24 protein-coding genes are annotated in these 26121 nt (G+C 29.9%); 22 read left to right on the forward strand and 2 right to left on the reverse strand.

The window, feature by feature from the left end:
- The first annotated feature begins 202 nt into the window (after positions 1–202).
- The 4 genes from K292_RS16120 (at position 203) to K292_RS0105610 (ending at position 4120) form a co-directional block, all read left to right on the forward strand.
- Positions 203–2056: a diguanylate cyclase gene (locus tag K292_RS16120; RefSeq protein ID WP_051280400.1), complete on the forward strand. Its 1854-nt coding sequence runs from the start codon at positions 203–205 to the stop codon at positions 2054–2056.
- 300 nt (positions 2057–2356) lie between these two features.
- The gene (locus tag K292_RS0105600; protein ID WP_027399013.1) at positions 2357–2647 is read left to right on the forward strand and encodes a hypothetical protein; all 291 of its coding nucleotides are present in this window, start codon (positions 2357–2359) and stop codon (positions 2645–2647) included.
- 106 nt (positions 2648–2753) lie between these two features.
- Positions 2754–3215, forward strand: a complete 462-nt coding sequence (gene bcp, locus K292_RS0105605; protein WP_027399014.1) for a thioredoxin-dependent thiol peroxidase — start codon at positions 2754–2756, stop codon at positions 3213–3215.
- A gap of 29 nt (positions 3216–3244) precedes the next feature.
- Positions 3245–4120, forward strand: a complete 876-nt coding sequence (locus tag K292_RS0105610; protein WP_027399015.1) for a LysR family transcriptional regulator — start codon at positions 3245–3247, stop codon at positions 4118–4120.
- A gap of 176 nt (positions 4121–4296) precedes the next feature.
- Here the strand turns inward: K292_RS0105610 and K292_RS0105615 are convergent, their stop codons facing one another.
- Complete coding sequence (locus K292_RS0105615; protein ID WP_027399016.1) at positions 4297–4713, reverse strand: TOBE domain-containing protein; 417 nt, start codon at positions 4711–4713, stop codon at positions 4297–4299.
- 432 nt (positions 4714–5145) lie between these two features.
- Here K292_RS0105615 and K292_RS0105620 point away from each other — a divergent pair, with 432 nt between their 5' ends.
- The 7 genes from K292_RS0105620 to sstT all read left to right on the forward strand — a co-directional run bounded on the left by K292_RS0105620 (position 5146) and on the right by sstT (position 12790).
- Positions 5146–5817 (forward strand): response regulator transcription factor, encoded by a 672-nt coding sequence (locus K292_RS0105620; protein WP_027399017.1) that lies wholly within the window; start codon positions 5146–5148, stop codon positions 5815–5817.
- The gene (locus tag K292_RS0105625) at positions 5817–7037 is read left to right on the forward strand and encodes a sensor histidine kinase (RefSeq protein WP_027399018.1); all 1221 of its coding nucleotides are present in this window, start codon (positions 5817–5819) and stop codon (positions 7035–7037) included. The genes K292_RS0105620 and K292_RS0105625 overlap by 1 nt, the downstream gene beginning before the upstream one ends.
- 273 nt (positions 7038–7310) lie before the next feature.
- Positions 7311–8033, forward strand: a complete 723-nt coding sequence (locus tag K292_RS0105630; protein ID WP_027399019.1) for a polyphosphate polymerase domain-containing protein — start codon at positions 7311–7313, stop codon at positions 8031–8033.
- On the forward strand, positions 8023–8715 hold the full coding sequence (locus K292_RS0105635; RefSeq protein WP_027399020.1) for a DUF4956 domain-containing protein: 693 nt from the start codon (positions 8023–8025) through the stop codon (positions 8713–8715). Before K292_RS0105630 ends, K292_RS0105635 begins: the two co-directional genes overlap by 11 nt.
- Before the next feature lie 11 nt (positions 8716–8726).
- A complete protein-coding gene (locus K292_RS16125; RefSeq protein WP_051280402.1) occupies positions 8727–10640 on the forward strand; it encodes a carbohydrate-binding domain-containing protein in 1914 nt (637 codons plus the stop codon).
- Between the two features lie 203 nt (positions 10641–10843).
- Positions 10844–11413, forward strand: a complete 570-nt coding sequence (locus K292_RS0105645; RefSeq protein WP_027399021.1) for a tRNA (mnm(5)s(2)U34)-methyltransferase — start codon at positions 10844–10846, stop codon at positions 11411–11413.
- A 162-nt stretch (positions 11414–11575) separates the two neighbouring features.
- Entirely contained in the window at positions 11576–12790 is a 1215-nt protein-coding gene (gene sstT, locus K292_RS0105650; RefSeq protein WP_037372619.1) for a serine/threonine transporter SstT, read from the forward strand.
- 70 nt (positions 12791–12860) lie between these two features.
- Here sstT and K292_RS0105655 read toward each other — a convergent pair whose 3' ends face one another.
- Positions 12861–13310: an Hsp20/alpha crystallin family protein gene (locus K292_RS0105655; protein ID WP_027399023.1), complete on the reverse strand. Its 450-nt coding sequence runs from the start codon at positions 13308–13310 to the stop codon at positions 12861–12863.
- Positions 13311–13799: 489 nt separating this feature from the next.
- Here K292_RS0105655 and nikB point away from each other — a divergent pair, with 489 nt between their 5' ends.
- The 11 genes from nikB (at position 13800) to K292_RS0105710 (ending at position 25619) form a co-directional block, all read left to right on the forward strand.
- Positions 13800–14744 (forward strand): nickel ABC transporter permease, encoded by a 945-nt coding sequence (nikB, locus tag K292_RS0105660; protein WP_027399024.1) that lies wholly within the window; start codon positions 13800–13802, stop codon positions 14742–14744.
- A gap of 4 nt (positions 14745–14748) precedes the next feature.
- Complete coding sequence (nikC, locus tag K292_RS0105665; protein WP_051280406.1) at positions 14749–15576, forward strand: nickel transporter permease; 828 nt, start codon at positions 14749–14751, stop codon at positions 15574–15576.
- Between the two features lie 11 nt (positions 15577–15587).
- Positions 15588–16526, forward strand: coding sequence for an ABC transporter ATP-binding protein (locus K292_RS0105670; RefSeq protein ID WP_245570830.1), 939 nt, complete (start codon positions 15588–15590; stop codon positions 16524–16526).
- Positions 16519–17451: an ABC transporter ATP-binding protein gene (locus K292_RS0105675; RefSeq protein ID WP_245570831.1), complete on the forward strand. Its 933-nt coding sequence runs from the start codon at positions 16519–16521 to the stop codon at positions 17449–17451. The genes K292_RS0105670 and K292_RS0105675 overlap by 8 nt, the downstream gene beginning before the upstream one ends.
- Before the next feature lie 28 nt (positions 17452–17479).
- Positions 17480–18508 (forward strand): class I SAM-dependent methyltransferase, encoded by a 1029-nt coding sequence (locus K292_RS17765; protein WP_051280409.1) that lies wholly within the window; start codon positions 17480–17482, stop codon positions 18506–18508.
- A gap of 34 nt (positions 18509–18542) precedes the next feature.
- Positions 18543–20084: an ABC transporter substrate-binding protein gene (locus K292_RS0105685; RefSeq protein ID WP_027399028.1), complete on the forward strand. Its 1542-nt coding sequence runs from the start codon at positions 18543–18545 to the stop codon at positions 20082–20084.
- 13 nt (positions 20085–20097) lie between these two features.
- The gene (locus K292_RS0105690; protein ID WP_027399029.1) at positions 20098–20709 is read left to right on the forward strand and encodes a class I SAM-dependent methyltransferase; all 612 of its coding nucleotides are present in this window, start codon (positions 20098–20100) and stop codon (positions 20707–20709) included.
- A gap of 277 nt (positions 20710–20986) precedes the next feature.
- On the forward strand, positions 20987–21784 hold the full coding sequence (locus K292_RS0105695; RefSeq protein ID WP_027399030.1) for an SDR family NAD(P)-dependent oxidoreductase: 798 nt from the start codon (positions 20987–20989) through the stop codon (positions 21782–21784).
- A gap of 174 nt (positions 21785–21958) precedes the next feature.
- Complete coding sequence (locus tag K292_RS0105700; protein WP_027399031.1) at positions 21959–23284, forward strand: hypothetical protein; 1326 nt, start codon at positions 21959–21961, stop codon at positions 23282–23284.
- Between the two features lie 2 nt (positions 23285–23286).
- Complete coding sequence (locus K292_RS0105705; protein ID WP_027399032.1) at positions 23287–23922, forward strand: response regulator; 636 nt, start codon at positions 23287–23289, stop codon at positions 23920–23922.
- A gap of 8 nt (positions 23923–23930) precedes the next feature.
- Positions 23931–25619 (forward strand): sensor histidine kinase, encoded by a 1689-nt coding sequence (locus tag K292_RS0105710; RefSeq protein ID WP_027399033.1) that lies wholly within the window; start codon positions 23931–23933, stop codon positions 25617–25619.
- The last annotated feature ends 502 nt before the right edge of the window (positions 25620–26121 follow it).

A 26121-nucleotide genomic window follows, 5' to 3' on the forward strand; every position in this document is an offset into this window, starting at 1 on the left:
GATATGGACGGAATATCAAAAGAGCATATAAATAATTGGCAGCTGGATCAGTAATATGCCAATACGTACAAATTGAAGTCTTTGATTTCATAATTTGCACTTTTGTCAAAAGAATTAAAAAATAAATTAACCCACAAAAATTAAATTTTGATTTAGAAATAAAAATGCTTAAAAAATAAATATAATAATGGGAGAAAAAATTGTGATAATTTCTTTTGAAAAAAAGTTGGATAAAGTTTATTATAATAAAAAAAAAATTAAATCCAAATTTTTATTTTATAAATCTCTTGTAGATAAATCATGTGATTCAATATTATGTTTAGATAGAACGGGTGAATATATATATGTAAATCATGTTTATGCAAATTTATTGAATAAAAAAAGAACAAATATAATAGGAAAAAATTTATATGATTTATATTCTAAAGATGAAGTTCAAAAAAGGTTAGAGATTATTAAAGAAGTATTCGAGACAGGAAATACTAAAGTTATTGAACATAAAAACTATAGAAATGATTGTATTATTCATTTGATTACATCAATAAAACCAATTAGAGACAGTATGGGCAATATTGAAATGGTTTTGTGTATTTCTAAGGATATTACAGTTCTAAAAAATATTACCAATGAATTAAAAGAACGAGAATACATACTGCGTGAATCCCAAAGAGTTGCACGTTTAGGAAGTTATGTGGTAGATACAAAGAGTGGAATATGGAAATGTACAGAGGAGCTACATACAATTTTTGGTATAGATGAGACTTATCCTCATAATATGAATGGGTGGTTAAAGTTAATTCATCCAAAATGGCGTACAAAAGTATTAAAGTATAAAGCTGGAGTAGATGCGGATAAACTTCGATTTGATTGTGAGTATAAAATAATAAGATTTAATGATAAAAAAGAACGGTGGGTTTATGGGCTTGGCGAATTTAAATACAATAACCAAGGTGAACCAGTTCAAATGATTGGTACCATCCAAGATATAACTGAGCGTAAAAGGGTAGAAGAAGAAATTATTTATTTAAGTTATAATGATAAATTAACAGGTTTATATAACAGAAGATTTTATGAGGAAGAAATTAAGCGACTTGACACGGAGAGAAATTTTCCTATTTCCATAATTATGGGTGATGTAAATGGGTTAAAATTAATAAATGATGCTTTTGGTCATTATAAAGGAGATGAACTTTTAAAAAAAGTTGCGAAAGTTATAAAAAATGCATGCAGAAGTGATGATATAATTGCACGTTGGGGTGGAGATGAATTTGTTATACTTCTGCCCAGAACTGATAAAAAAGAAGCAAAGCAAATCATTGATAGAGTTAAGCAACTATGCGTATATGAAAATGTTAATGATATTACCATCAGTATTTCATTTGGATTGGATACAAAGACTAAAAAAGAAGAAGATATAATAAAAATATTTAAAAATGCTGAAGATTATATGTACAATTATAAACTTCTTGAAAAAGAGAGTTTACGAAGTAAAACTATAAAAAAAATAATTAATTCTTTATATATAAAAGAACCTAGAGAGAAACATCATTCAAAGAGAGTGGGTGAATTGTGTAAAAATATAGGAACAATGATGGGTATTTTTGGTGATAAATTGAATAAGATTGAGATGTCAGGTATCTTCCATGATATCGGGAAAATTGCCATTGCGAAAAATGTACTTAATAATACTAAAGTACTTTCTGAACAAGAAAAAAATGAAATAAAAAGACATTGCGATATTGGACATAGAATTTTAAGTTCATCATATAGTATGTTGGAATTAGCTGATAATATATATGCACATCATGAAAGATGGGATGGTAAAGGTTACCCAAAAGGTTTAAAAGGTGAAGAAATTCCTTTAGCTTCCAGAATTATTGCTGTTGCTGAAAGTTATGATATCATGATTAATGATCAGCCATACAGAAAAGCTTTAACTGAAAAAGAAGCTGTTAAAGAAATTTATAATAATGCAGGAACACAATTTGATCCTGGGATTGCGAAAATATTTGTTGAAAAGATATTAAATAAAACTTGGAATGATAATATTTTGTAAAATGATATATATAAATTTAATAATTACATTATAAATTAATCATTTAATTAAGGCAAAATATGAAAGAATGATTGATGAATATTATAAACACCGCCTGGTTAGATTTTTATGCCTAATTAGGTGGCTTTATTTTTTGGGGAAATATTAAAATGCTTTAAAACATAGTTAAATTTCCAATAAAATTATCTTTGTATGGGAAGATTAAATGGCTGTAAAATTGGAATAAAAAGAAAAGATAGTTATGAATATTTTATTATCATTTAACCTAAAATATCTCTAAGATAATTTTAGGAGGTAAATATGGAAGCTTTTCCAATTATTCAAACAAATTTTTGGGATGCCATTATAGCAATTCCCATTGTGGTAATAGCTACTCAAGTTATTAAATTGTTATTTCATGTACCAGGTATTTTTGTACCGACAATTGCCAATTTAATAGGTCTTATTATATCAATTTTTTTTGCACATAGAGGAAATCTTAGCGCTGGGATTTTTATGTTTTTTTTTTATGGAAATGCGGCAGTAGGTGTTTATTCTTCAATTAAAACATCATTGATAACATATATAAAAAAGAAGAAAAGTAAGAATTAATTTCACTTTTTTATTTCTTTTCCATATATACTACTGGTAAATCCTGCTATAATGTATATGAATTTATCTTGAATACAGTATAAAAGTTTACAAAAGGAGAAATCAAATGTTAGAGAAAGATACAAAAGCACCAAACTTTACATTGCTTGATAAGGATGGAAAAAAAGTTTCATTATCTGATTTCTATGGCAAAAAAGTAGTTCTATATTTTTATTCCAAAGATAATACTGCAGGATGCACAAAGCAGGCCAATGGTTTTGCTGAATTATTTCAGGAATTTCAAGCTAAAGATATTATTGTTATAGGTATAAGTAAAGACAGTGTTAAATCACACCAGAAATTTGCAGAAAAATATAATCTGCCTTTTATTTTGCTTTCTGATCCTGATTTGCAGGCTATTACAGCTTATGATGTTTGGAAAGAAAAGAAGATATATGGTAAGGTAAGTATGGGCGTTGTGAGAACTACTTATATTATTAATGAAAAGGGAATGATTGAAATGGTAATGCATAAAGTTAAGGCTGCTACCAATGCAGCAGATGTATTGGAGTATTTCTCTGAAAAATAAAATATAAAGATTGAATAATGGAGATAGTTATGACAATACGACATTTGAAAATATTTATTGCAGTATACAATGAAAACAATATGACTACTGCTGCAAATAAATTGTTCATGACACAACCTTCCGTAAGTCAGGCAATAAAAGAGCTTGAAAACTACTATGAGACCATACTCTTTGAAAGGTTATCTCATAAGTTATATGTTACTCCAGCAGGTAAAAAAGTTTATCAATATGCAATACATATTATCAAGCTCCTTGATGAATTGGAAGATAACTTAAAGGAGAATTCTTTAAATAAAAATTTGATAATAGGAGCCAATTATACAGTAGGTACTGTGTTAATAAATAAGTATATGGAAAAATTTAATATGCTATATCCTGATTCTGAGATAAGAGTATTTGTTAATAATACATCTGATTTAATAAAGAAATTAAGGGAAAATCAATTGGATTTTGCTCTTGTTGAAGAAATAAATTCCGAATCTGATATTGTTCAAGAAATTTTTTCTAATGATAGGATTGTAATTGTGGCTCATCCGGAGCATGGCATATTTGATAAAAGTAATATAACTGCATTGGATATTGTGAATGAACATTTGCTGTTGAGAGAAAAAGGTGCTGGCGTAAGAAAGCTGTTTGAAACAAAGATGAATGAATTGGGGTTTTTCATTACTCCTTTTTGGGAAAGTACAAGTACAACTGCATTGATTAATGCTGCACAAAAAAAACTTGGAATTGCAGTATTGCCATTTCAGCTTGTCAAAAAGTATATTGAGGCTGGTTCTTTGAAAGAGCTAGAGCTTAAAGAAGTGGATTTAAAAAGGCATCTTGCAATTGTTTATCATAAAAATAAATATCTTAACAGTACAATAAAAGAATTTTTAAAGATATGTCATGAGCCTTTATAAAAAAGATTCTATTATTAAACCCAAGATTTTATCTAAAAAGTTAGCAATTTAATAATCTTAAATATTGCTATCATTACTTGATAATATTTTTCCTAATTAATAAAAAATACCTTGAACAGTATAACTATAAAATTTATCTATTCAAGGTATTTTGTTGATCGTTATTAAATTTTATTTTAAATTGCAATCATAACAGAGGTTGCTTTAATAATTGCTGTAGCTTTTATTCCCTGAGCTAGTCCAAGTTCTTTTACAGCAGCTAAAGAGATTGTAGAAGATATATTACCGCCGTTCTTTGTTTTTAATGTAACAATAGCGTTAACCGGGCCTTCATTAATATTTACAACTTCTCCAACAAGCTTATTCCTTGCACTGATTTGTAGTTCGCCAAGACCTATTAATACTTCTGTAGCTTTAATAATAGCAGTTGCATCTTTACCAGCCTCAAGCTTAAGTTCTTTTACTGCTTCTAAAGAAATAGTTGAAGTAATTTTTTCTCCTGATTCTGTTTTTAAAGTAACAGCTGCATTTACAGCCCCTTCTTTAATTGATTCAATTTTACCTTTTAGTTGATTTCTTGCACTTATAGTCATAATTAATTCTCCTTTCAGTAATTACCCGCTTTATTTGGGACATCTATTATATTTATATATTAACATATGGAATATTTTGTGTATAATTGTTATATTCTATATCTATTATAGGTAAATTTATATATTAATTTAATTAATCAAAGGATTATTTTATAATCAAAGGTATATAGAATATTAGAAATTTTAAAATTATTTTATTAAGAATTTGTATAAAGGATGTGATAAATAAACTATGAAAGAAGTTTTTAAAGATGTATTCATATGGATTATAATATAACCGGCTATATGTAGTATAGTCTCAAATATTAATATTATTTCTTAATTATATTAAAATAATATTAATATTTGAATTAATGTTTTTTTAAAGTTGATTAAGTAATTTTAATTAATTTTAAGGTACAATATATATAGTTTTCGTAAGGAGGTGTGTTTATGCGTTTATTATTATGTGAAGATGAGATAGAACTTTCTAATGCTCTTGTGGCGATACTAAAGCATAACAATTATTCTGTTGATGCTGTTTATGATGGTCAAGAAGCACTTGAATACTTAGAAGCTGAAAACTATGATGGTGTTATTTTAGATATTATGATGCCTAAAGTAGATGGAATAACTGTACTTAAAACAATTAGAAAAAAAGGTAATAATATTCCTGTGATTTTGCTTACAGCAAAATCTGAAATCAATGATAAGGTTTTAGGTCTTGATTGTGGAGCTGATGATTATTTAACAAAACCATTTGCTACAAAAGAATTACTTGCCCGAATACGTTCTATGACAAGAAGGCAAACGGAAATTACAAATACAGTACTTTCTTTTGCCAATATAACCCTTGACAGGGCAAACTTTGAATTGAAATCAGATAAGGGATCATTTCGCCTTGCCAATAAAGAATTTCAAATGCTTGAAATGTTAATGACTAACCCTAAACAACTTATTTCTACTGAACGATTTATGGAAAAAATTTGGGGTTATGATAGTGAAGCAGAAATTAATGTGGTCTGGGTTTATATTTCATATCTTAGAAAAAAACTTTCTGCAATCAGTGATAAAGTTCAAATAAAAGCAACAAGAAATATGGGATATTCATTGGAGGAAAAATGATGGCAGAAAAATTACGCAAGAAGTTTATTATTTTATCTGTCGGCGTTGTTTTTGCAGTACTTTTGGTAATTGCCGGTTTTATTAATATTTCAAATTATTCTCAAATAGTAACACATGCCGATGAGCTTCTTAATATACTTGAAGAGAATAATGGCAATTTCCCCAAAGAAAACAATTCTAAGGATAAATATGATTTACCTCCTAAAATGTCGCCAGAAGCACCTTTTACAACCAGATTTTTTATTGTGAAAACTGATGAAAATAATGATCCGGTGGCTATTGATATTGGGAAAATCTCTTCTGCTACAACTACGGAAGCTATTGATTATGCAAAACAAGTATTAAAAAAGGAAAAAAGTAGCGGATTTATAAAAGATTATAAGTATAGAATTATACAAAAAGATTATGGCAATATGATTGTCTTTGTTGATTGTGGCAGAGACCTTCAAATGTTTCATACTTTTCTATATAACAGTATAGAAATTTGTTTGATTGGTATAACGGCAGTCTTTATATTAGTGTTTATCTTTTCTAAAAAGGTAATTGCGCCTGTTGCTGAAAGCTATGAAAAACAAAAACAATTTATTACTGATGCAAGTCATGAATTAAAAACTCCTCTTGCTATTATTAGTACCAATACAGAAGTTCTTGAAATGGATTATGGTGAGAGTGAATGGACAAGAAATATTCATAATCAAATAGGAAGAATGTCAGAACTTATTTCTAGTTTGATTTCACTGACTCGTATGGATGAAGAAAAAAATGAATTGCTAAAAACAGATTTTTCTTTATCGGACGCAATTTCTGAAACTGCTGAACCATTTAAAACTATTGCTAAAATTGATAGTAAAGAACTTATAGTTAAAGTTGAAAAGAATTTATCGTATTGTGGAAATGAGCAGGCAATTCGACAACTTATTTCCATACTTTTGGACAACGCTATAAAATATGCAACTGACAACAGTCAAATGGTATTATCCTTAAAAAGGCAAGGCAAAAAATATATTTTACAGTCAATGAATGAAGCTTATAATTTAAATTCTCAAAATTATGATATATTATTTGAACGTTTTTATAGAGCCGACAGTTCAAGAAACAGTAAAAAAGGAGGATATGGAATAGGATTATCTGTTGCTAAATCTATAGTTATGCAGCATAAAGGGAAAATTACAGCAGAAAGTCCGGATGGAAAAAAATTAATTATAACAGTACAACTTTAATTTAAACTATTTTTAAAGTAAGCCCTTTACAATGATTAAAACAAATTGTGAGGGGTCTTTTTTTTAACTTTGATTTTACGAGAATAATAAAAAATACATAAGAATAAAACTCATTTAACATATTTAAAATCAAGGTTTGAAGAGGATTTAACATTTAATAATATTGAATAATATTTATTGAATAAAAAAATAATTTTACCTTTTAAGTTTGTTTTAGGTTCGCTTTTTATAATAAACAAAACAAAATTAAAAAACCTTTAGGGAGGCGCGATTATGAGTTATCAAAATATTTTTAAAAGATATGAACTTAAATATCAAATAACAAAAGAACAAAAAGAAGAATTATTAAAAATTATGGGGGATTATATGATTCCAGATAAATTCGGGAAAAGTACCATAAGTAATCTTTACTTTGATACACCTAATAAACTTCTTATAAGAAGATCTTTGGAAAAACCAAAATACAAAGAAAAGCTAAGAGTAAGAAGTTACGGCGTAGCAAAACCAGACAGTACAGTGTTTGTAGAACTTAAAAAGAAATATAAAGGAGTAGTGTATAAGAGACGAATGAGTATGAAGGAACAAGCTGCTGTAGACTATTTGCTGAATGGTTTTCCTCTTGATAATCCAAGCCAAATTTCAAGAGAAATTGATTATTTTATGGATCTTTATGATAATATTGAACCTTCAGTATTTTTATCATATGAACGGGAAGCATTTTTCAGCAAGACAGATGAAAATTTCAGAATGACTTTTGATGAAAATATACTTTTCAGAGATTATGATTTTTCTCTTACAAACGGTATCTATGGAGAGAATATTCTACCACAAGGTATGGCACTTTTAGAAGTAAAAACTGCGTTAGGTATTCCTAGCTGGTTACTTGATTTCTTTAGTGAAAATAAAATTTATAAAACATCATTTTCAAAATACGGAAATGCATATAAGCAATTAATGTTACAAAAATCTTTAGGAGGAATTAAAAATGTCGCATAGTGATTTATTTACCGGACTTTATGACAGTTCAATTACATCTTCAATTACAGTATCAAACTTTTTCCTAAGCACTGTGGTTGCTTTACTAATAGGGCTGTTTATAGCCTTAACTTATACTTACAAAACTAAATATACAAAGAGTTTCGTTGTAACCCTGGCTATTCTTCCGGCAGTTGTTTCTATGGTTATTATGATGGTAAACGGAAACATAGGTGCAGGTGTAGCTGTAGCAGGGGCATTCAGCTTAGTAAGATTTCGTTCTGTTCCCGGTACAGCAAAGGAAATTGGAGCAATTTTTCTTACTATGAGCGCAGGGCTTGCAACAGGTATGGGATATCTTGGATTTGCTGTGATATTCACAGTTATAGTAAGTTTAGTGAGCATACTTTACAGTATCAGCAGTATAGGTAATGTTAAAAGTTCACAGAGGACTATGAAAATTACAATTCCCGAAAACTTAGACTATACAGATGTTTTTGAAGATATATTTAAAAAATATACATCAAAATATGAGCTTTTAAGTGTAAAAACAACTAATATGGGAAGTCTGTTTAAGCTTATATATGATATAACCTTAATAAGTGAAGATGAAGAAAAAGATTTTATTGATGATATTAGATGCAGAAATGGAAATCTTGAAATTACATTGGCAAAGCAATCAAGTTTAGTTGGTGAATTATAAGGAGTATGATTATGAAATTGAAAAAAATATTAATATTGTTTCTTTGTATAGTCTTTTTTATTAGTTGTTTCTCAGGCTGTGGAACATCTAATACGAGTAATGCGGAAACAAACAAAATAGATGTATCAGAAATGTTTTCAGACAGAGACATGGATGCCAGTTATGATGAAGATAACTGTATTAAAATTAATTTAAGTGAGGACGAAAGCGAATCAGACAGTGATAATGTAAGTATAAGTGAAAATACTATTACCATTTCTGATGAAGGGACATATCTTTTGACAGGTTCTTTGTCAAATGGACAAATTATTGTAGATGCAGATAAGGATGATAAGCTGCAAATAGTTTTAAATAATGTGGAAATTGGTAATAAATCTTCCGCACCAATATATGTTAAGCAGGCAGATAAGGTTTTTCTTACTTTAGCCGAAAACTCTGAAAACATACTTTCAACAAGTGGTGAATTTGTCGCTGTTGATGATAATAATATAGATGCTGTTATATATTCTAAGGATGATTTAACAATAAATGGTGAAGGTTCACTTGCCATAAATTCTGAATATGGCAATGGCATAACATCAAAAGATGATTTAGTTATTACAGGAGGCACATATGAGATTAATGTAAGCGGTCATGGTTTAGAAGGCAAAGACAGTGTACGTATTGCAGATGGAGAGTTTAATGTTACTACTGGAAAAGATGGTATTCATAGTGAAAATTCCGATGATACTACCCTTGGATTTGTATATATAGCAGATGGCAATTATAATATTACTTCTGAAACAGATGGTATTGATGGGGCAGTTTGGGTTCAGATAGATGATGGTGATTTTAACCTTACGACAGGTGGCGGAAGTGAAAATGCTTCTACGGATAATAAAGGTGGCATGCGTCCTGACTGGGGCAAATGGGGAGAAACAACTAAGACTACTGAGTCAGCTGTGACTACTGAATCAACCGAGGCAGATACAAATGAAACTTCAAGTGCAAAGGCAGTAAAAGCAGATGGATTGATCACAATAAATGAAGGTAATTTTAGCATTGATTCATCTGATGACAGTGTTCACGCTAATGAAGATGTTATTATAAATGACGGTAAATTTGAAATCTCTTCAGGAGACGATGGGATTCATGCGGATTCTAATGTAACTATTGCAGATGGAAGTATTAATATTATAAAAAGTTATGAAGGAATTGAAGGTCAAAGTATTGATCTCAATGGAGGAACAATAGATGTAACGGCATCTGATGATGGGCTTAATGCTGCTGGAGGTAATGATGATTCAGCTGCTGACGGAAGACCGGGACAGGGGACTTTCGAAACTGATGAAGATGCATACATCAAAATAACAGGAGGGACTATAAACATAAATGCTAGTGGTGATGGTGTAGATTCAAACGGAAACCTTTATGTAACCGGCGGTGAAACTTATGTTTCAGGACCGACAAATAATGGAAACGGGCCACTCGACTATAACGGAACCGCTGAAATTACCGGAGGTATATTTGTAGCAGCAGGTGCAAGTGGTATGGCACAAAATTTTGGCAGTACTTCAACTCAAGCTTCTATGCTGGTTACTACTGAAAATATGCAAAGTGGTAAAATAGTGCTTAAAGACAGTAATGGGAATGAAATATTAAGCTATACTCCTGAAAAGCAATATAATTCTGTTGTAATCAGTATACCTGATATTAAAGAAGGTTCCACATATTCTGTTACCTTAGGAAGTGATACAGAAACTGTAGAAATGACCAGTCTTATATACGGCAGCGGAGGAGAAGGTGGAATGCCTGGAGGACATAACGGTGGTGATATGAACGGCGGAGAAAGACCTGAGATGAACGGAGAAGGAGGTCCTGGTATGAATGGTGGAGAAAGACCTGACGGTAATATGACTCCGCCTGAGGAAACGCAAAATAATTAAAATTAAAATTTAAGTACTAGTCGAATATATTTAAACTGCTGCCAATAAAATTTAAATTTTGGCGGCAGTTATTTTTTAAAATTAAAATTACAGATGATTCTGTTTTATTTTCGTTGTTGGCATAAATAAATTAATGTTAGTATATAAATTAAACATTTTACTTATACAAATTAGATAAAAATTAACAGGAGATATTATATTTTATGAAGGCTTTTTTTATAAATTCGGTGGACATATCTAAAAAAATATGTGAATCGATTTTGGAAGATGGAGACATAGCTGTTGACTGTACTATGGGAAATGGAAATGATACAGCATTTTTATGCAGCTTAATTGGAAATAGCGGAAAAGTATATGCTTTTGATGTACAACAAAACGCAGTTTTAAATACAAGAGATAAGCTTTTGAAATTAGGTTTTCTTGAAAGAACGTATTTGATTTTAGATGGTCATGAAAATATTGATAAATATGTAAAAGAGAAGGTAAAGCTAATTATATTTAATCTGGGCTATTTACCTAAAGGTAATCATAATATCACAACTAAAAAAGAAACAACTATTGAATCAGTAAAGAAATGCTTAAATATTCTTAAACGCAATGGAATAATATTATTGGTAGTTTATCCAGGGCATAATAATGGTAAAGAAGAAAAAGAGAGTTTGGAAATTTTCACATCACAATTGGATCAGAAAGAATATACTGTAGTGAAATTTCGTTTTTTAAATCAGATAAACAACCCTCCAGAACTTATATGCATTGAAAAGATATTCTAAAAGCAGCATACATTGAATTTTACCAGTAAAAGTATTATAATGTACCCGCAAATAAAAAGCTTATACTTAATCCATCTTATATCAAATTTTATTTGTAGTGAGATGGAAATAGGGATTAGCAAAATTGGGAATAATATATATAGTATAGAATTGGAGGAAGGTATGTTTGTTAAAAATTTGTTTGCATATTGGAATAAAGTAAGCTTAGTTAAGCAGATTATTGTAGGCCTAATAATAGGTATTATACTTGCGTTGATATTACCTAAGCAATTAGCTGGTCTATCAATATTGGGTGAACTTTTTGTAGGAGCATTAAAGGCTGTGGCTCCGGTTTTAGTTTTATTTTTAGTTATGTCTGCTATTTCGCAGCATAAAAAAGGTCAAAAAACTAATATGAAAGCTATAATAATTCTTTATCTTATAGGAACTTTTTTAGCAGGTCTTTCGGCTGTTATTGCTAGCTATATTTTTAAAGTACAGCTTATTTTAAACGCTGGAGAAGAGAATATTTCAGCTCCCGACGGTCTTGTTGAAGTGTTGAAGTCTTTGGTTTTTAATATCGTTGATAATCCGGTTAGTGCAATACTTAATGCAAACTATATAGGTATTTTGACTTGGGCAATTTTGCTTGGACTTGCATTAAAATATGCTTCAGAAAGTACAAAGAATATGATTTTGGATATTTCTGTTGCAGTTTCAAATATTGTAAAATGGGTTATAAAATTTGCACCGTTTGGAATTATGGGGATAGTATTCAATACAGTTGCAACAAACGGCTTAAAAAGTTTGCTTAAGTATGGGCAACTTATTGTATTGTTAGTTGGGGTAATGTTATTTGTGGCATTGATCGTAAATCCAATAATCGTATATATTAAAATACGCAAAAACCCTTATCCACTGGTATTTAAATGTTTAAGAGAAAGCGGAATAACGGCATTTTTCACAAGAAGTTCAGCAGCCAATATTCCTGTTAATATGGCTTTATGTGAAAGGTTAAATTTAGATAAAGACACATATTCAATTTCAATTCCTTTAGGAGCTACAATAAATATGGCAGGAGCAGCAGTAACTGTTGCAACATTAACTTTAGCTGCAACTCATACTTTAGGAATTAATGTGGATTTGCCGACAGCTGTTATTTTAAGTTTTCTTTCAGCTTTAAGTGCTTGTGGTGCATCGGGTGTTGCAGGAGGCTCTTTACTTCTAATACCTTTAGCTTGCAGCTTATTTGGCATACCAAATGATATTGCTATGAAAGTTGTCAGCGTTGGTTTTCTAGTTAGCGTTATTCAAGATTCTTGTGAAACCGCATTAAATTCATCAACAGATGTATTATTTACTGCTGCTGCAGATATTAGTAGTAAAGCTAAAATGTAAAAACACAAAAATAAATCACCTCATATCATCACGATATGAGGTGATTTATAATAACTTTTAAATTTTAAAATTATTTAACTTCAATTTGTAATTTATTAGTTGATACTTCAAGCTTTGGAATATTAATTATAAGAATACCATTCTCAAGCTTTGCATCAATGTTTTTAACGTCTATATCTTTTAAATAAACGGATCTGTGCATTGATGTGGCTCTTCTTTCTTTATGAATATAATTATTTTCTTCTTCTTCATTTACTATTTGACATGATTTTACACCAATAGTTAAATTTTCGTTTTCATAATCAATAGAAATGTTTTCCCTATTTATACCAGGCATTTCTGCTTCAATGATATAAGCTTTTTCTTCTTCTTTAATATCCATTTTGAAAGTATCATTTCTAATACTTCTAGGGTTAAAAATACCTGTATCAAAGAAATCATCTAGCATATCATAATAGTTCAGATAATTTTGACCATTCTTCTTTAATATGTTTTTGTTAAAAGGTGTTAATCCATACATAATAATTCCTCCTTCACATAATGTTTTATTATATATTCTTTATTATTAATACTTTTGAAGTATTTTATTATAATTCAAAAGTATTATTTGACATATTAATAAATTAAATAGTACCTCTTATTGTTAGCACTCACTTAAGATGAGTGCTAACAACTATCTTTAATATATACTATAATTTTAAAAATGTCAATATATTTTTTTCAAAATAATAAATTAATTTTTCAGAATAATTAGTTTATTATTCCATATTATATAATTATTTCGGCAAAAATACTATACAAATATTATATTTTTTTATAAATTGACAACAATAGACAGCTATGTTATCCTTATTAAGGAATTAAGATCAAGAAGGTCTTACAAGGGTAAATTATAATATGAAATAAATATAGTAAACTATAATTAAAATGAACTCATGAAGGGTTTAAGCATTTTGCTTACTTTCGTGAGTTCTTTTTTTATAATATAAAACTTGGGGGAATAAAAACTATGCTGGCCTTTATAGCCAAAAGATTTCTTTTATTAATAGTAGTATTGTTAGGTGTTACTATGATGACTTTTTTATTAATTAATATTGCGCCGGGAGATCCTGCTGAAATGATAGCAATAGCACGATATGGCTTAGAAAATATTACTGCTGATGAAATAGAACAAATAAGACAGTCGGAAGGGCTGGACGACCCATTAATAATTCAGTATTTTTGCTGGCTTGGTCATGTTCTAAAAGGTGATTTTGGAAGATCTTTGATTACGGGAGATCCCATTTTAAAAGAAATTTCAGCTCGATTTCCGGCTACCATGATATTAGCATTTATATCATTAATAATATCTTTGTTGATTTCAATACCGGCAGGTATTATATCTGCTGTAAAACAAAATTCCTGCATTGATTATTTGACTAGGACAGGAGCTATGCTTGGAACCAGCATACCTAATTTTTGGTTAGGTTTACTTTTAATACTTTTTTTCTCTGTTACATTAGGGTGGCTTCCTGTATTTGGTTACGGAGAGGTGCGGCATATTATTTTACCTTCCATTACATTAGGCACAGGTTTGGCAGCAATTATTACAAGGCTTACCCGTTCAAGTATGCTTGAAGTTTTAAATCAGGATTATATTATAACTGCCAGATCTAAGGGTCTATATGAAAAGTGTGTTATATTACATCATGCTTTAAAGAATGCATTAATTCCTATAATAACTATAATTGGCATGCAGCTTGGGCATCTTTTGGAGGGTACTGTCATTGTTGAATCAATATTTGCTTGGCCGGGTATTGGAAAGCTTTTGGTTGATTCCATTTTTGCAAGAGATTTTGCCATGGTCCAGGCATGTGTGCTTTTGTTTGCAATTTTATTTGTAATTATTAATTTAGTTATAGATATTCTTTATATGTTTATTGATCCCAGAATACATTATAAAAAGGAAGGGTAAAAGTGTGACTTTATTTAAAAACAAATTAGCTTTAATTGGTTTAGTTATTATTGTCATAATAGCGATAGGAGCTGTTTTTGCTCCTTTAATAGCTCCTAATAATCCAAATGAACAGATTTTAGAACAAGCACTTAAACATCCATCCATAGAATATCCTTTTGGCACTGATGAATTTGGCAGGTGCATATTTTCTAGGGTATTATATGGTTCCAGAATTTCATTGCAAATAGGAGTTACTATTACATTTATATCATCAGTTATAGGAATTACTCTTGGCTTAATCTCCGGTTTTTATGGAGGGGTAATAGATGAAATTATTATGCGTATTGTTGATATTTTTTTAGCTTTTCCGGGATTGATTTTAGCCTTGGTTGTGGCAGGACTGCTGGGTCCGGGAAGGTTAAATGTAATAATAGCATTATCTTTAGTGGGCTGGATGGGATATGCCAGAGTTGTAAGGGGAGTTGTTTTGTCAGAAAAGGAAAAAGAGTTTGTAGAAAATGCACGATCACTTGGAGCAAGTGATCTATATATAATATATCATCATATGTTGCCAAATGTTATTAATCCTGTAATTATAATGGCAAGCATAGGAGTTGGGTATGCCATCTTATCGGCCGCAGGATTGAGTTTTCTTGGAATTGGGGTACAACCGCCTACACCGGAATGGGGGTCAATGTTAAGTAGTGGGAAAGTATATATTCAAACATCTCCTCATTTAACTATTTTTCCTGGCATAGCAATAATGATAACGGTTCTTGCATTTAATTTTTTAGGAGATGGTTTGCGTGATTATTTAGATCCAAGATCTAATATTCAAAAGATAGAATAGGAGTGATAAACGTGCCATTACTTAGTATTCAGAATTTAAATACAGTATTTTATTCTAAAAAAGGTGAAGTAAAAGCTTGTAGTAACATAAATCTTGATTTAGAACAAGGAGAAATCGTTGGACTTATTGGAGAAACAGGATGTGGAAAATCTGTTCTCGGTATGTCTGTTCTAAATCTGCTGCCTAATAATGCCAGAATAAGTGGAAAAATTATTTATAAAGATTTGGATTTATTAAACTTACCTTCAAATAAAATGAGGCAGATAAGAGGAAAAGAAATAAGCCTTTTACCTCAAAGTCCAGCCACCTCTCTTAATCCGGTGGTTAAGATAGGCAGTCAGATATTAGAGGGATTTCAGCTGCATAGAGGTATGAAAAAAGATATAGCAATAAATAGCAGTATAAAGATATTGAACTTGCTTGGCTTAAAAAACAGTGAGAAAAATTTTAAATATTATCCTCATCAGTTAAGCGGAGGAATGAAACAGAGAATACTGGCGGCAATCAGTATAACGGGAAATCCTTCTTTACTTATTGCCGATGAACCTACTAAGGGCCTGGATGCATTAATGAAGGCGCAGGTTGTTGATCTTTTACATAAATTAACAAAAGAAACAGGTACATCATTATTGTTAATAACGCATGATTTAAAAGTAGCTTCTTCCCTTTGTGATGAAATTGCAGTTATGTATTCAGGAGAAATAGTTGAAAGAGGCAGTGCGGAAAAAGTTTTAAATAATCCTTATCATCCGTATACACAAGGATTATTAAAATCCATGCCTGAAAAAGGATTGCACCCAATAAAAGGTTATAGTCCAAGTTTACTTGAAAAATTACCTGGATGCAGATTTTATTCTCGTTGCCCATTAAGGAATAATAAGTGTAATAATTCAGAAGTTCCGTATAAAGAGATAGATGGCACTTATGTGAGGTGTTTTGGTTTTGATTAGAGTAGAAGAACTAAATAAGAGCTATAGTAATGGATTTATCAAACGTGTTACATATAAAGCTTTAGATAATGTGAGTTTTACTATCCATTCCGGAGAAACTTTGGGATTGGTAGGAGAAAGTGGTTGTGGCAAATCTACTTTAGCTAGAACAATGCTTGGTTTAATTCCCCCTACTTCTGGCAAGATTTTTTTCAAAAATCAGGAAGCATTATCTTGCAAAGGAGAATTGAAAAAAGAGTTTTACGGTAAAATGCAGATAATTTTTCAACATCCGGAAAATGTATTAAATCCCAGAATGAAAATATATAAAAGCCTTATGGAGCCTATGGCTATTCGGAAACATAATTTAAATGAAAAAGAATTCAAAAGTGAAATTAAAAATATTTTACAAGAGGTTGGATTGCTAGAAGAACATTTAAGTCGTTATCCTAATGAATTGAGTGGAGGGCAGATTCAAAGAGTAGTTCTTGCTCGTATTCTTTCTTTGAAACCAGAGTTTATAATAGCAGATGAACCAACTTCAATGTTAGATGTTTCCGTTCAGGCGCAGGTTATACGTATCTTGAAAAAAATTCAGCTTAATTATGGGATAAGCTTATTATTTATTTCTCATGATCTTGAATTAGTTTCCTGGATGAGTGATCGGATTGCAGTAATGTATCAAGGTCAAATAATTGAAATTGCACCTGCAGATGAATTTTATAAAAATCCTCTCCATCCATACAGTTGTTTATTGGTGGAAACCTTTACTTCTTTGCAACATTCTTTTCCGGCAGGAGGCTTATTGAGAGAGAATGATAATATAAATAAATTGTGTAGGTGCAGTTATGCACCGTTTTGCCCTAAATATGGAGCTGAGTGTGAAAAGGCTCCTGTTATGAGAAAAAAATCAAAAGATCATTATGTTGCTTGTTGGAAGGTTTAATTAATAAGGAACAAAGGAGGATAGAAATTTGCAAAATGAAGATGTAAAAGATTTTTTATTTAAAGTTGAAGGAGAAGAATTGTTTTCTATAATACGTGGATACAGTAAAGCACAATTTCTTTATCAGGCTTTTTCTTGCAGAGTATTTGAATATCTTACAGATAAACCTAAAAGTATTGAAGAAATATCAAAAACTATGGGTTGTAATATAGACAGACTAATATTTTTACTTGATGCTTTAACCTCAATTAATATGGTACAAAAAAAAGAAGAACTATATTCTCTTTCACCTGTATCAGCAACATATCTTTGTAAAAATAGTGAATTTTATATAGGTGATTTATTTGAATTGGAATTTACAAATAAGCAAAGAGATGACTGGGAAAATCTAGAAGCATGGTTAAAGGGTTATTTCAGTAATGAAGGACATAATCCTAAAGAAGTTTTTAAACCATCTTTTATAAAGGCCATGGCTCAAGGGGTCCTTATTGATAGCAGTATTGGTAAAACTGTAGAGCTGATTAGTAATCACGCATGTTTTAAATCTGCCGAAAAACTTTTAGATGTAGGAGGCGGACATGGATTATTTCCTATTGCATTACAGAAGAAAAAACCTAAGCTTAAAGTTGCAGTGTTTGATCTACCTCAGGTTGAACCTGTTACGAGGGATTATGCAAATAAATATAATGCGAAGATTGATTTTATAGCAGGTAATTTTTATGAGAATGATTTCCCTTTGGGACAGGATATTGTACTTACTTTTGATATTTTACATCCTGTACCAACAACTAAAAAAGAAGAAGTTTTTAAAAAAGCATATAATTGTTTAAATAAAAATGGATATCTTTTTTATAAATTATGGTTTCTTGATTCTACAAGAACAAAGCCTGATAATGCGGCAATATTTGCTCTAAAATGTAAAATTATGAATGATCAATCTCATGTTTACACTTTAAATGAGGCAGAAGAAATGCTAACTGGAATAGGGTTTAATGTTGAAGGTTCATTTTCAGTAGGAGATAATGGATCAACAATTTTAATAGCCAGGAAAAAATAATAGTTTTTAAAAAATTTAAGGAGGAAAGTTACAAATGAGAAAAAAGAGGATATGTATTTTTTTATGTTTTATTTTATGCATTAGTATTGTTTTTGGAGGATGTGATTCGGAAAAACAGTCAAAAAATAATGAACAGGTTTTAAAAGTTGGCATTGGGACAGACATAAATACGTGGGACATAGTTAATTTCCCTGATGGTGATGCAAGGTTTGTATGGGCACAAATTTATGATACTCTTGTGCGTTTAGATTCAGACCTTAATATGGTTCCAGGTTTAGCAGAGTCTTGGGAGCCTGAAGATAACGGAAAAGTTTGGATTTTTCATCTAAGAAAAAATATTAAATTTCATGATGGAACACCTTTTAATGCAGAAGCAGTAGTATATTCATACAGTGATCGTGCTTATGTAACAAAAACCAATACATTGCAATTGGAAAATGTTGAGGCAATTGATGAAAATACAGTTAAATTTACATGTGCAAGACCAATGCCTTTACCTACATATCTTACACATATAGCTTGGCCTATAGTAAGTCCAAGCAGTGTAGATTCAGCAGGTGAATTTAAAGATCCAATTGGAACAGGACCTTTTAAATTGGTTGATTATGTTAAAGAACAAAAAATTGTATTAGAGAAGAATGAAAATTATTGGGGAGATGATGTAAAGCTTGATAAAGTTATTTTTAATATAATTCCTGATGCTTCTGCAAGAGTTATGGCTTTATCTTCAGGTGATGTTGATATGATAATTAAAGTTCCTGAAAGTAGTGTAGCTAAATTGGAAAAAGATAAAGATATTACTGTAAACAGAAAATTGACAACATTTACAGACTTTTTACAATTTAATTGTAAAAACTCACCTTTTGATGATTTAAATGTAAGAAAAGCTGTTGCTTATGCAGTTGATACAAAGAGTATAGTAAGTAATATCTTAGATAATATAGGTATTGCAGCACAGGGAAGATTATATTCTCCTAATATGATGTATAGCTGTGAAGATCTTCCTCTCTACAATGTAGACCAAGAGAAAGCTAAAAGTTTACTAGCCGAATCCGGTTGGAAAGATGAAAACGGTGATGGAATAGTAGAAAAAAATGGGAAGAATTTGGAAGTTAGTTTATTAGTAGGTCAATCTTGGAGTCCTAGGGAAAAGAGAATAGCAGAAGCATGTCAAGCTCAACTTGGAGAAGTAGGATTTGATGTTAAAGTAAAACAGCTGGAAAGCGCTGCGTTAAGTGAACTTGAAAAGAAAGGTGATTTCGATATGCTAATGCGTACAGGTTACTTTGTTTGGGGTCCGTATCCTCATCATGTAAAAGTACATTTTTCTAAGAACTTCGCAAGTCACTACAACAATTCTGCTTATGATGAACTTGTACTAAAAGGAGAAAGTACAAATGATGAAGCTCAGAAAAAGCAGATTTATGGAGATATTCAAAAATTAGTTCTTGAAGATTTACCGGCATTTTATATTGTTCATGAAGAAAAAATAGTTGCAACAAGAAGTAATGTAAAAGGTTATAAAATTTCTGCTGAAGATCCTTGGTTAGAATTAAAAGGCATAACTATAGAATAAATGAGGTGATTTAATGTCAGAGAAACATAGAGCATATTTTAATGAAAAGGCTGAAATTTGGGATCAGATGATGAAACATAAGCCACATGAAAAACTTAAAGAAATTTTTGCTGATTTGAGTATTAGCAATGAAAGTACAGTGTTAGATGTAGGAACAGGAACAGGAGTCATGATTCCTATATTAAAGAATTTAGTAGGTTCATCAGGGAATATAACAGCCTTTGATATTTCTGAGGAAATGTTATTAAGAGCTAAATTAAAAAATGGTGAAGATTCCGTGAATTATGTTCAAGGAGATATTGAAGATACTTCTTTTGAAACCAACACTTTTGATGTGATCATTTGTAATTCATGCTTTCCGCATTTTTTAAATAAACAAGCTTCTGTAAAAGAGATGGCAAGAATACTTAAGCTAAATGGCAGAGTCATAATTTGTCACCTTAGCAGCAGAAGAGAATTAAACTCCATGCATAAATCTCTTGGAGGTGTTGTAGGAGAAGATATATTACCAGAAGACAAAGATATGATTTTAATGTTTAGAGAGGCGGGATTTAAAGATATAAATATAATTGACGAGAATGATAGATATATACTCACAGCAAATTTTGCTATGAATATTGCTTAATAAAGATTAAGAGTTAAATAAAAATCAGATGGCATAGATATAAATTAAATGCTATCTGATTTTTTATGTATAAATAATGCAGTTAGAAAAAGAAATTAATAATACGGAAAGCAATATGTTTATAGTATATTTAAAAATACTTTTTAATAATAGGTATTGTAATCTTGTCTTTATGAAGGTATTATTTATTACAAAGTTAAACTTAAATTATTTAATTACAAAAATATTTTTAAACAGAATTTTAAGATGTTTTATTTTTCTAACAGAGGAGACTGATATGAGGCAATTTATAAATTTTGAAAATCAGATATGTTTGGTAACAGGTACAGGCAGCCCCACAGGAATAGGATTTCAGACTGCAAAGATATTAGGTGAACTGGGAGGAACAGTCATTTTAGTTGCAACTACAAACAGAGTTGATGAACGTGTTAAAGAGCTTAGAAACTTGAATATTAAAGCTGCGGGATATATTGCAGATCTTATGGATAGAAATCAAGTAAAAGAATTGGTTAAGAATATTATTAATGAATATTCTAAAATAGATGTACTTATAAATAATGCAGGTATGGCGCAGGTCGGATATGAAGAGGACTTTGCAACTTTTAATGAAGTAACTTATGAAAGCTGGGATGACTCAATAAACAGGAATTTGAATATTACATTTAATGTAACAAAAGAAGTTTTACCTCATATGACTAAAAATAATTATGGAAGAATTGTTAATACTTCTTCTGTTACAGGGCCCATAGTAAGTAATCCGGGAGAGGCGGCATATAGCGCCGCAAAATCAGCAGTAATAGGAATGAGTAGATCTATTGCTATTGAAGTTGCAAAGTATAATATTATGATAAATAATGTTTTGCCTGGATGGATAGCCACAGCATCACAAACAGAAAGTGAAGCAGCAGGAGGTGAAAATACTCCTGCGGGAAGAGGAGGAAGTGCAGAGGAAGTTGCTAACATGAATGTATTTTTAGCTTCAGAAAAAGCTTCATATATTACAGGACAAGCCTTTATTGTGGATGGAGGAAATACTATTCAAGAGTATAAAGGTCCAAAAGAACTGTATTATTAAAACAGACGGCAATTTTTTTATAATAAGCAGATAACCTGACGTGTTATCTGTTTTTTTATGGTAATAAAATAAAATGAAATTTTCTGACAACCAAGAAATTTACAGAAAAATAGTATATAAAAGATGTTTTAGTTAGTGTATAATTATAAAGAAAATTATACTTAGGAGAAACTTATGAATGATGGAAGATACTATACGTTTTATCAATTTTTTAGTATCATAGTACTTGTTTTCTTATGTATTTTTGTAGTATGCAGTATGGTAATAAGCTATTATAGGTATAAAGAAAAAAATGATAAAGAATATATTTTATCTATTTTCCTTTGTATACTTATAGTAGATATTTTTAGAGTGATAGAGTGTGTTATTCCCAATATTGCTATTGCAAACTTATTAAGATATATTCAGCTTACTTTGTTCATTATTTTGATTTGGATTTTATATTATTATCTATTTATAGAGTTACTTTCCATATTTAAATTATCTTATAAATACTTTAATCTGATAATAGAATCAGTATTTATCTCATTATTGATTTTTGGAATTGTTACTAATGGAAAATTTCTGATTTTATCGTATGATTTCTCATCTGCTAAATATAGTATAGTCTATTTAATATGCGTATGTACTTTTTTATTTATGGTAATATTGGCAATGATCATTATGCTTTTACGTAAAAAGCAAGTACATAATGTATATAAAAACTCAATATTATTATTTGTAATATCAAGTATATTAGTTATCCCTTTGATGTTCTATATATATGCAATTATTTTAAAACATACATATTTAGATTTTGTGGAGTTTTTTATATATTATATGCTCTGTACTATATTAAATATTTCCATATATTCTGAAGCTGAACTTGGGCTTACAACATTAGCTTTTGATAAGATTGGGGATATGATAAGAGATTATATATTTGTTATAAATAACAATGGAAACATAGTTTATAAAAATAAAAGTGCTGCAAATTCCGGATTTTTAACTAAAGAAGAAACTGTTAGCATAAATAATATAACAGATCTTTATAAAGGCAATATTAAATCAAAGAAAAGTCATTTAGGTAAGGATTATATACAACTTACTGCTGGAAGTAATACTTTTTATTTTACACATAAAAGTAAACCCCTTATGGATAAAGAAGAATTAATAGGCTATATCATTACTATTTCGGATATTACACCCCTCATGGACTTAGTATTTTCTTTAGAAGACAAAAAAGAAAAATCTAAAGAGGCTAATAAGAAACTTGAAAACTATTCTAAAGTAGTCTATAACTTAGAAAAAGAAAAGCAGATTAATGTATTGCTTGATGAAATTATTACATCAAGAGAAAATGATATGGAAAATTTAATATTTATGATAAACGATTTAGAAGGTGAAATTGATAATGAAAATTTTGAGAATTTAGTTGATGAAGCAATTGAATATAATCGCAGTATTTTAGATGATGTAAGGCAGGCTGTTAATACGTATAGACAGCATTATGGAGGTTAAGGATGATAAATGTGGTTTTAGCTGATGATCAAATTTTATTAAGAGAATCAATTGGTTATATCTTAGATAATGATGAAGATATTGCTGTGGTCGGTATGGCAGGTGACGGATATGAAGTTCTTGAACTTTGTGAAAAGTTAAGACCCGATATAATTCTTATGGATATAGAAATGCCAAAACTGGATGGTGTGAAAGCCACAAAAATAATAAAGGAAAAATATAAAGACACAAAAGTAATTATACTTACAACCTTTGAAAATACCGATAATATAATAGAATCATTTGTTGCTGAGACCGATGGATATATTGTGAAAAATATTAGTCATAAGGATTTAGTTTTTACTGTAAAATGTGTATGCAGTGGTCTTACTGTTATTCATGAAAGTGTGAAACAAATTATAATTAATAGATTTAAAGGACTCAGCGACTATAAGTTAAAATATAAAGGCGTTTTAACAGAAAAAGAAATTGAAATAGTAAGACTTATTGCACAGGGAAACAGTAATAAAGAAATAGGGAATACATTAAGTTATTCTGAAGGTACTATTAAAAATAATGTAAGTAAAATATTAGAAAAACTTAATATGTCTGATCGTATGCAAATTGCTATATTTGCAATAGAAAACGGTATCATATAGGTAATCTTATGGAAGAGATAACACAAATTAAAATTGCAACAATTACTCTTTGGAATTTTGCAGCAATAATAGTAAACGTAATAGTATTTGCGGTTCTTTATATGAAAGCAAATCGTAATGCTTCACTTAAGGCATTTTTTTTAGTGCAGCTTTCTATGTTAATCTGGCTTATAGGCAAAGTATTTAAAACAGTGTCTCCAACAGCAGACATAAGGTGGGCTTTTATTGTATTTTATTATTTTGGCATATGCTTGCTTGAGGTTAGTTTTTTGGATTTCGCTTATATATACAATAAAGGAAAACCATTAAAAAAAAGGATAAGAATATTTATATATGTAATAGCATTATTGCAATTTATAATTATCTTTACAAATCCATATCACTTTTTATTTTACAGTGAATATAGTTTTTGGGGTGATGATTTCGGAATATTGTTCTACTTTCATATGGCAATAAATTATTTGTTTATGATTATAGGTCTTCTGCTATGCAGTAATAAATTTAAAAAACAATTAAAGGATAGGGGCAGATTAGAAAGAAATATTATTTTTGTTGCAATCTTAGCTCCTATAATTTTAAATTTTATTTATATAACAAGAACTTTGGAAACGTTGTTTAACATGCTGCAAATTCAGATATTTGATATTACGCCCATAGTTTATACATGGTCCCTATTAGTATTTATATATGCAACTTTCAAGTATGAATTTTTTAACCTTACTCCTATTATGAAGCATGAAGTAACAAGTAAATTAGATGCATTTATTCTTATAATAGATTCTATAGGAAGAATTCTTTACATGAACAAATATTTAAAACAAAATTTTAGGATAACAAATGAATATATAAAAGAAAAGGGAATTTTAAATAAATGTAAGACTTATGACAAGTTGAATGAAGAAGATAAGATAATTAAAAATATGGATCAGTATTATAAATGTAATGTTAGCATTTTAAAAATGTTTGGAAATAATAAATATATTATAACTTTTAATGATATCACATCCTATCAAATTGCTAAAAATGAATTATACAAAGAAAATGAAGATCTTGAAAACGCAAATGAAAAGCTTGAGTGTCAGATAGAAATGCTAAAACAAACCTCGTATATTGGAGCAAGAAATTATGTTGCAAGAGAACTGCATGATATAATAGGACATTCGCTTGTTGTAACGATGAAGTTACTTGAAGTTACAAAAATATTTTATTGTAAAAATAAGAATAGAGCATTTGAAAGCCTTGAAAAAGCAAAGATTTCTATAAAAAAAGGATTTCAGGAAATGAAAGAATTAAGAGATAAAGATGATGAAATAATTTATAATACATCAATTTTACAAAGAGAACTTAATAGTATGCTGAAAGTTGTGGAGATGAGCGGTATTAAAGCTAACTTTTATATGAGAGGTAAAGAAGAAAAGCTAGATGAAAAGACTTTTGACATTATAAAAAAAGTCTCAACTGAGCTAGTAACTAATACATTAAAACATGCTAAAGCAAGTAGTTTATTACTTTCTATAGGGATATATGATGAAAATATATCTATTCAGTTGATGGATAATGGTATAGGAATAAATAACTTGAAAAAAGGAAACGGACTTAAAGGAATAGACAGCAGACTTGAACTTGTGGGAGGGAAAGCAAAATATATAAGTAATAAAGGTGAAGGCTTTTCATGCAATATGATAATACCAAAGTAAACTATTTAATATATAGATTCAGTTTCTACTGGATCTATTTTTTTACCGTGTGCCAGGCATGGCACTAATCTTGCTGGTGTAAGTCCAGTCACGGGTATTTACCGCCAAGTGTAGCGAACCACAAGTTGGTATCAGTAATGGTATGGATGAAGGAAGTGGTGTAGCAAAATTCTTGAGCCTACGAACAGAAACTTGATAAGGCGATTAGGTGGGTGAGGCTGCGGAACAAGCTTAAGCCCAAATGGTAAACGTAAACCGAAGTTGTAAATCAAGAGGTTGTGGAATGAAAGATTAGAGCCTTACCCTGGGAGACCCTACCCACATATTAAATGATATGGTCGAAAAAGGTTTAGGGAGGGAGTCAGATGAAGTCATAGTAGGTATAAAAGCTGAAGGACTGAAGCGATTTATAGTACAAATCGCTACTTATAAAATAATACATTAGCCAGAAATCAGATGAATAAGAAGAGTAGGAACGTAACCGAGGAATATTATTTATATC

The organism is Anaerovorax odorimutans DSM 5092, assembly GCF_000426305.1.
GTDB lineage: Bacteria > Bacillota > Clostridia > Peptostreptococcales > Anaerovoracaceae > Anaerovorax > Anaerovorax odorimutans.